Source organism: Cupriavidus sp. IDO, assembly GCF_000812465.1.
GTDB lineage: Bacteria > Pseudomonadota > Gammaproteobacteria > Burkholderiales > Burkholderiaceae > Cupriavidus.
On the sequence record NZ_JWMA01000015.1, the window covers coordinates 88,526 to 96,121 of the forward strand.

Sequence of the window (7,596 nt, forward strand, 5' to 3'; positions counted from 1 at the left end):
CATCCCGTCCGGCCGGTAGTACGCAGGCCCTGTCCGCCGGGACAAGGTTGCGCCCCCTGATTCAAAGCCTTTCCTGGGAGTTTGGCATGTGCGGTATCGTCGGCGTGGTCTCTGCCACCCCCGTAAACCAACTGATTTACGATAGCCTGCTGTTGTTGCAACACCGTGGACAGGATGCTGCCGGCATCGCCACCGCCAACGGCAGTACCTTCCATATGCACAAGGCCAATGGCCTCGTGCGCGACGTCTTCCGGACGCGCAACATGCGTGGCCTGCCCGGCATGGCAGGCATTGGCCAGGTGCGTTACCCGACCGCCGGCTCGGCTTCCAGCGAGGAAGAGGCCCAGCCTTTCTACGTCAACGCCCCCTACGGCATCATCCTGGCGCACAACGGCAACCTGACCAACTGGGAACAGTTGCGCGAGGAAATGTTCCGCCGCGACCGCCGCCACATCAACACGCACTCGGACACCGAAGTGCTGCTGAACGTGCTGGCCGACGAGCTGCAACGCGCCAGCCACGGCATGGCGCTGGAGCCCGAAACCATCTTTACGGCCGTGGCGGGCATGCACCGCCGCGTGCGGGGCTCGTACGCGATTGCCGCGCAGATCGCCGGCTACGGCATGCTGGCCGTGCGCGATCCGTTCGGCATCCGCCCGCTGTGCCTGGGCAGCGTCGATACCCCGACCGGCAAGGAATGGATGGTGGCATCCGAGTCGGTGGCGCTGGAAGGCATCGGCTACCGCCTGGAGCGCGACGTGGCGCCGGGCGAGGCCATCTTCATCGACCTCGACGGCAAGCTCTACAGCAAGCAATGCGCCGACAACCCGGTGCTGACGCCGTGCATTTTCGAGTACGTCTACCTGGCCCGCCCGGATTCGTGCATCGACGGCGTGCCGGTCTACGACGCGCGCCTGCGCATGGGTGACTACCTGGCGGAAAAGATCCGCAAGGAAGTGTCGGCCGGCGACATCGACGTGGTGATGCCGATCCCCGATTCGAGCCGCCCCGCCGCGATGCAGGTGGCCAACCGCCTCGGCGTGAACTACCGCGAAGGCTTCTTCAAGAACCGCTATGTCGGCCGCACCTTCATCATGCCCGGCCAGGCCGTGCGCAAGAAGTCGGTGCGCCAGAAGCTCAACGCCATGGGCGTGGAGTTCAAGGGCAAGAACGTGCTGATCGTGGACGATTCGATCGTGCGCGGCACTACCTCGTTCGAGATCGTGCAGATGGCGCGCGACGCCGGCGCCAAGAAGGTGATCTTTGCCTCGGCCGCGCCGCCGGTGAAGTTCCCCAACGTGTACGGTATCGACATGCCGACCCGCAGCGAGCTGGTGGCGCATGGCCGCACCCATGACGAGATCGCACGCATCATCGGCGCGGACCAGCTGGTCTACCAGGATGTCGAGGCGATGAAGCAGGCGGTGCGCGATATCAACCCGGCGCTGAAGGACTTCGACGCATCGTGCTTCGACGGCCGCTACATCACCGGCGATATCGACGAGGCCTACCTGGATCGGCTGGAAACGGCACGCAGCCTGGCAGACCGCGAAGGCAACGGTGGCGATACCGAGCGCTCGCAACTGCACCTGCAGCGCTCCGGCGGCAACGAGTAAGCCGCGTCACGGCCACACACGTTGACGAATGCGAGGCCCGGCCGTAACATGGCCGGGCGTCGATTTGATAGTCAGCTTGCGGACGCGGGCACGGCCTCCAGGGCTCGCCCGAAACAGCTAAAGCGGAGTGCCGGCCTCGACCGGCGCAGCGCGCAGCGAATCCCGTACCAGACAGGCAGCCCGTCGATCCGACTCACCGATCGTACGGGCTTTTTTCATGGCCGCGCTCCGGACCGCGATCCCGAGCCTCCGAATAATCGCAACCCGCGCGGGTACCGCCGCGCCACCAGCATGAACGAACCGCTCAATCCCGAATCGTTTGGCATCGACACCCTCGGCGTGCGCGCAGGTACGCTGCGCAGCGAATATATGGAGCATTCCGAGGCCATGTTCCTGACCTCGAGCTTCTGCTTCAACAGCGCCGCCGAAGCCGCCGAGCGCTTCGCCCACTCGGAGGAGGGCTTCACCTACTCCCGCTTCACCAATCCCACGGTGTCGATGTTCCAGTCGCGTCTGGCCGCGCTGGAAGGGGCCGAGGCGTGCATGGCTACGGCTTCGGGTATGAGTGCGATCCTGTCGGTCGTGATGTCCTTGCTGCAGGCCGGTGACCACCTGGTCAGCTCGCGCGCGATCTTCGGCTCGACCATGACCCTGTTCTCGAACATCTTCTCGAAGTTCGGCGTTGAAACGACCTTTGTCGACCCGAGCGACCTGAATGCATGGCGCGCGGCGGTCAGACCGACGACGAAGCTGTTCTTCCTGGAAACCCCGTCGAACCCGCTGACGGAGGTGGCCGACATTGCCGCCGTCGCCGATATCGCCCACAACGCGGGCGCGCTGCTGGTGGTCGACAACTGCTTCTGTTCGCCGGCGCTGCAGCAGCCGATCAAGTTTGGCGCCGACATCGTGGTGCATTCGGCCACCAAGCATATCGACGGGCAGGGGCGGGTGCTGGGCGGGGCCGTGCTGGGAACGCACGACTTCATCATGGGCAAGGTCTTCCCGTTTGTGCGCACTGCCGGCCCGACGCTGTCGGCGTTCAATGCATGGGTGCTGCTCAAGGGCATGGAAACGCTGGCGATCCGCATGGAGCGGCATTCGGCCAGCGCGCTGGCAATTGCCGAGTTCCTGGAGTCGCATCCCGCGGTGGCACGCGTGTTCCACCCGGCGCTGAAATCGCACCCGCAGCACGAGATCGCCATGCGCCAGCAGAGCGGCGGCGGCGCCATCGTGTCGTTCGAGCTGAAGGGCGCCACGCCCGAGCAGCAGCGCGCCAATGCCTGGCGCGTGATCGACAGCACCCGGCTGTGCTCGATCACCGGCAACCTCGGTGATACGCGCACGACCATCACGCATCCCTATACCACCACGCACGGCCGGGTCAGCCCGGAGGCAAAGGCAGCCGCGGGCATCAGCGAAGGGCTGATCCGCCTGGCGGTGGGGCTGGAATCGGTGGCAGACCTGAAGGCTGACCTGCTGCGCGGGCTGCAGGGATAAGCCAGAGAGAAGGCAGCCGGTCAGGGCGCCGGTGCGGGCGGCGGTTCGCTGTCGCCGCCGGCCATGGCCTTGACGCCTGCCTTGGTGACGTCATAGGTCGCCTCGACCGCGGTCGAGGCGACACTGACCGCTGCCGATCCCACCGTGGTCACGGTGGAAACCGCCGCACTGCCGACCGCCACGGTCGCGCCAACGACGCTGCATCCTGATAGCGCAAGTCCCCCCATCATCGCGAGCAAGAACGCCGCACGGCGCGTGTGCGCCGCGGAAGGGTGCCCGTTTTCGTCGCGGATCAGGCTGCACGAGAAGGAAGAGCGAGGTTGCATGAGCGCTGCTTGCCCTGGCCGGGCCGCCGGAGTGAAGTGAGGGACGGATTGTACTCAGCGCAGCAGGCGGCGGCGCAACAACACCAGCGATAGCATCAACGCTACGGCCGCGTAGGCGGCCAGCACGGCAATGTGCAGCGTCGCGTTTTCGACTGGCCGGCCGAGCATCAGCGGGCGGATCATTGCGACCGCATGCGCCAGCGGCAGGACGCTGGTCGCCGCGCGCGCACCCGCAGGTAGTTGCTCCAGCGGGAAGAACACGCCCGACAGCAACAGCATCGGCGTAATCACCAGCGTCTGGTAGAACATGAAGAAGTCGTAGCTGGGCGCCAGCGCTGTCACGATCATCGCCAGGCTGGCGAACGCAATCCCGGCCAGCACGATGACCGGCAGCGCCAGTAGCGCGCCCGGCATGCTGGCATAGCCCAACGCACCCGCAACCAGCATGATGGCCAGGCCTGACAACACCGCCTTGCTCGCGGCCCACAGGATCTCGCCGAGCACCACGTCGCCCAGCGTGAGCGGCGCGTGCATGATCGCCTCCCACGTGCGTTGCACATGCATGCGCGAGAAGGCCGAGTACATCGACTCGAAGCTGGCCGACATCATCACGCTTGAGGCCGTGGTACCTGCGGCCAGGAAGGCAATGTACGAAACGCCGTTCACCTGTCCCACCAGCAGCCCGAGGCCGAGGCCTAGGCCGAACAGGTAGATCATCGGATCGGCGAGATTGCCGATCATCGAAGGAATGGCCAGCTTTTTCCACACCATGTAGTTGCGGTACCAGACCATCATCCAGTTGCGCATATTGCGCGGCAGCAGCGGCTGCGGATAGCTGGGATGCGGTGCGGCCGCAGCGGGCTTGCGGGAGGCTTGGTGGTCGGTCATGGCAGGCACCTTGCCGGGGCGCGGATCCTGTTCACTCATGGTCAGTCCCTCATCTCGCGGCCGGTCAGCTTGAGGAACACGTCCTCCAGGTTGGCCGGGCGGTGCAGGTAGCGCACGCCGCCGTTGCCGTGCAGGGCGGCCAGCAGCGGGGCGGGTTCGCGTACGTAGCAGAACAGCGTCTCGCCGCTCATTTCGGTGCGCTCCGCGAGGGGCGTCAGGCGGCCTCGCAATTGTTCCAGCTCGTCGCCGTAGACCTCGACCACGTCGCAGCCGATCTGGCTGTCGATCAGCTCGTGCGGCTTGCCTTCCGCGATCTTGCGGCCGCCGTCGATCACGCACAAGTAGTTGCAAAGGCGCTCGGCCTCTTCCATGAAGTGGGTTGTCAGCAGGATGGTCTTGCCGCTTGCCATCAGGGATTTCAGCCGCTCCCAGATCAGGTGGCGCGCCTGCGGGTCGAGCCCGGTGGTGGGCTCGTCCATGATCAGCAGGTCCGGATCGTTGATCAGGGCGCGCGCCACGGTCAGGCGGCGGCGCATGCCGCCGGACAGGTCGCGGACCTGGGCATCAGCGCGGTTTTCCAGACGGGCGAATTCGAGCAGGCCGGGAACGCGCTTGTCGATCACCGCCGAAGACAGGCCGAAGTAGCGGCCGAAGATGCGCAGATTCTCGATCACCGAGAAGTCCGGGTCGAGGTTGTCGAACTGCGGCACCACGCCCACGCGCATGCGCGCCTGCGGCGCGCGTGCCGGGATGGGTTCGCCGCAGAGGGTGAGCGTGCCGCCCATCGGCGTGGTCAGGCCCAGCAGCAGCCGCAGTGTCGTGGTCTTGCCGGCGCCGTTCGGACCGAGCAGGCCAAAGCACTGGCCGCGATGCACCTGCAGGTCCAGGTCATCGACGACAACCGTGTCGCCGTATTGCTTGCGCACCTTGCGCAACTCGAGGATGGCAGTCAAGGCAGGAACCGGTGGACGCGCCGCTGGGCGCAATACCCGCCATTATGCCGGTCATCGGGCTGTGCTTCCGGTGGCGCACTGCAGCATGCCTTTGGGAGGCCGCAGCCGCGAAATTCTGCATGGCGCACATGCGGGTCGGGAGCCCGCCGGTCGCGCTTTTCTGCGGGCATAAAAAAACCGCCAGCATGCTGGCGGCTTTTCTTGCGTACTGCGCGAATCAGTAGAGCTTCTTCGGCAGCATCTGCATGCGCAGGCGCTTGCGCAGACGCGACTCGGCAGCCTTCTTCTTGCGCTTGCGCTCGGTCGTGGGCTTTTCGTAGGCGGTGCGGCTCTTGAGCTCAACGATCAGGCCAGTTTGCAGAATGGCACGACGGAAGCGGCGCATTGCAACTTCAACGGGCTCACCGGGTTTCAAGACGATCTTAGTCAATTCAGTCCTTTAGGGGTTGCCGCGCAAGCGGCTGGGTTCAAACGGGGGAAACTGCGGTCGCCGAAGCGACTGGTATTGCACTCAGAGACTGGTGCCCTGGTGCACCCCCGCGAACCTGAAAGATGTGGACCTGTCAGTCCGTGCAGCCAGTGTCAGGGGTGATAGCGCCAAGTTCGGTGTACGGCAGGAACTTGACAGTACCGGTTTCCATAAAAAGCTATACGCCCGTAACTATGGCACGTATACGACCGGGATGTCAAGAAAGTGCTGAGATGCGTAACCGAGGGGCGCAGGTCAGCGGGCTCTCATATGAGGAGTAAGCCGCACAAAGCCCTTGGCGTCGTTGTTGCTGCGTCGGCGGACGCCCGGCCCGGGAATTTTATATCTTCTTTACACGCTGCCGTTGGCTTTCCACCCCGATTTTACTGCCGCGCCTCCAATTTGCGGAGTGCCAGTCACTCACTCACGGATTGCATTGTCATGGACGGGGTCTTCCTGATCGCACTTAATGGCTCGAGAAACGTGTCGATTCCGGCAGTTCCTGGCGTGGCACAATCTGCCTGCGTCCGTACCGATGAACGGCGACGACGCTGACCATGCCTGACGCGCGACATCCTGCGGAACGCCCCGATCCTGACAGTCTCCTGCAACGCCTGCAGGAGGAGGGGGCACGCGCGGCCCGCGGCAAGCTGCGCGTGTATTTCGGGGCGTCGGCAGGCGTGGGCAAGACCTTTGCCATGCTCGCCGCCGCGCGGGCAGCGCGGGAGCAGGGCGTCGACGTGGTGATTGGCGTGGTGGAGTCGCACGGCCGCGCCGAGACCGAAGCGCTGATCGACGGTGTGGAACGCCTGCCGATGCGCGACGTGCCCTACCGGGACCGGGTGCTGAAGGAATTCGATCTGGACAGCGCGCTGGCGCGCCGCCCGGCGCTGATCCTTGTCGACGAGCTGGCGCACTCCAATGCGCCCGGCAGCCGCCATCCCAAGCGCTGGCAGGACATACAGGAGCTGCAGTCGTCCGGCATCGATGTCTGGACCACGGTCAATGTGCAGCATCTCGACAGCCTCAATGAGGCGGTAGGCGGTATCACGGGCATCCGTGTCTGGGAGACGGTGCCCGACACGGTATTCGACGGCGCCGACGAGGTGATCCTCGTCGACCTGCCCGCCGACGAGTTGCTGCGCCGCCTGCGTGAAGGCAAGGTCTACCTGCCCGAGCAGGCGCGGCATGCCGTGCGCAATTTCTTCCGCAAGGGCAACCTGATCGCGCTGCGTGAACTGGCGCTGCGCCGCACGGCCGATCGAGTCGACGACGACGTGCGCGCGTATCGCCGCGCGGAATCGATCCAGTCCGTCTGGCGCACGCGTGAAGCGGTGCTGGCGTGCATCGGCAGCGGCAGCGATGCCGAGCAGGTGGTCAGGAGTGCTCGGCGGCTTGCCGGCCAGCTTGACTGCGATTGCCACGTGATCACCGTCGCCGCACCGCGGCTGGCACCGCTTCCGGATTCCGCAAGGGCGCGGCTGGAAGGGGCCATGCGGCTGGCGGAGGAGCTGGGTGCGCGGACCGAGACCCTCGCGGGCAACGACATGGTCGAGGCGGTGGCGGGCTACGTGCGGCGCCACAACCTGACCAAGGTGGTGCTGGGCCGCACGCCGGCCCGCTGGCGCCGTGAGGGTGACTCCTGGATTGAGCAGGGCCGTACGTTTCTGGCGTGGGCGCTGTCGCCGTTCCTTGGCGCGCGCGCGTGGCTGTTCGGGCGGACCAGCTTTGCCGAAGCGCTGGCGGCGGCATGCCCGGAGATCGACGTGATCCGCGTGGCGGCTGACACCACCCGTGCGGATGTGCGGGCGGCCAGCGGTGCACCGGCCGGGATCGATGCGGCGGGG

At 65.7% G+C, this 7,596-nt stretch carries 6 protein-coding genes and 1 pseudogene; 3 read left to right on the forward strand and 4 right to left on the reverse strand.

Translation table 11 applies throughout. The features are described from left to right. Nucleotides 1–86 precede the first annotated feature (86 nt). Together purF and RM96_RS05660 are read left to right on the forward strand one after the other, a co-directional pair. A complete protein-coding gene (purF, locus tag RM96_RS05655; protein ID WP_039008621.1) occupies nt 87–1,616 on the forward strand; it encodes an amidophosphoribosyltransferase in 1,530 nt (509 codons plus the stop codon). 291 nt (nt 1,617–1,907) lie between these two features. Continuing rightward, entirely contained in the window at nt 1,908–3,113 is a 1,206-nt protein-coding gene (locus tag RM96_RS05660) for an O-succinylhomoserine sulfhydrylase (protein ID WP_039008623.1), read from the forward strand. A gap of 20 nt (nt 3,114–3,133) precedes the next feature. On the opposite strand, the gene RM96_RS05665 is transcribed toward RM96_RS05660, so the two are convergent. The 4 genes from RM96_RS05665 to rpsU all read right to left on the reverse strand — a co-directional run bounded on the left by RM96_RS05665 (nt 3,134) and on the right by rpsU (nt 5,710). Next, the gene (locus RM96_RS05665) at nt 3,134–3,439 is read right to left on the reverse strand and encodes a hypothetical protein (RefSeq protein WP_238587105.1); all 306 of its coding nucleotides are present in this window, start codon (nt 3,437–3,439) and stop codon (nt 3,134–3,136) included. A gap of 54 nt (nt 3,440–3,493) precedes the next feature. Then, nucleotides 3,494–4,366, reverse strand: coding sequence for an ABC transporter permease (locus tag RM96_RS05670; RefSeq protein ID WP_039008626.1), 873 nt, complete (start codon nt 4,364–4,366; stop codon nt 3,494–3,496). A 2-nt stretch (nt 4,367–4,368) separates the two neighbouring features. Next, nucleotides 4,369–5,280, reverse strand: coding sequence for a nodulation factor ABC transporter ATP-binding protein NodI (nodI, locus tag RM96_RS05675; RefSeq protein ID WP_039008627.1), 912 nt, complete (start codon nt 5,278–5,280; stop codon nt 4,369–4,371). 217 nt (nt 5,281–5,497) lie between these two features. Beyond that, nucleotides 5,498–5,710, reverse strand: a complete 213-nt coding sequence (rpsU, locus tag RM96_RS05685; protein WP_029044331.1) for a 30S ribosomal protein S21 — start codon at nt 5,708–5,710, stop codon at nt 5,498–5,500. A gap of 596 nt (nt 5,711–6,306) precedes the next feature. Between rpsU and RM96_RS05690 the strand changes: the two are divergent. Continuing rightward, nucleotides 6,307–7,596 (forward strand): annotated as a pseudogene (locus RM96_RS05690) (sensor histidine kinase KdpD); the annotation flags it as partial.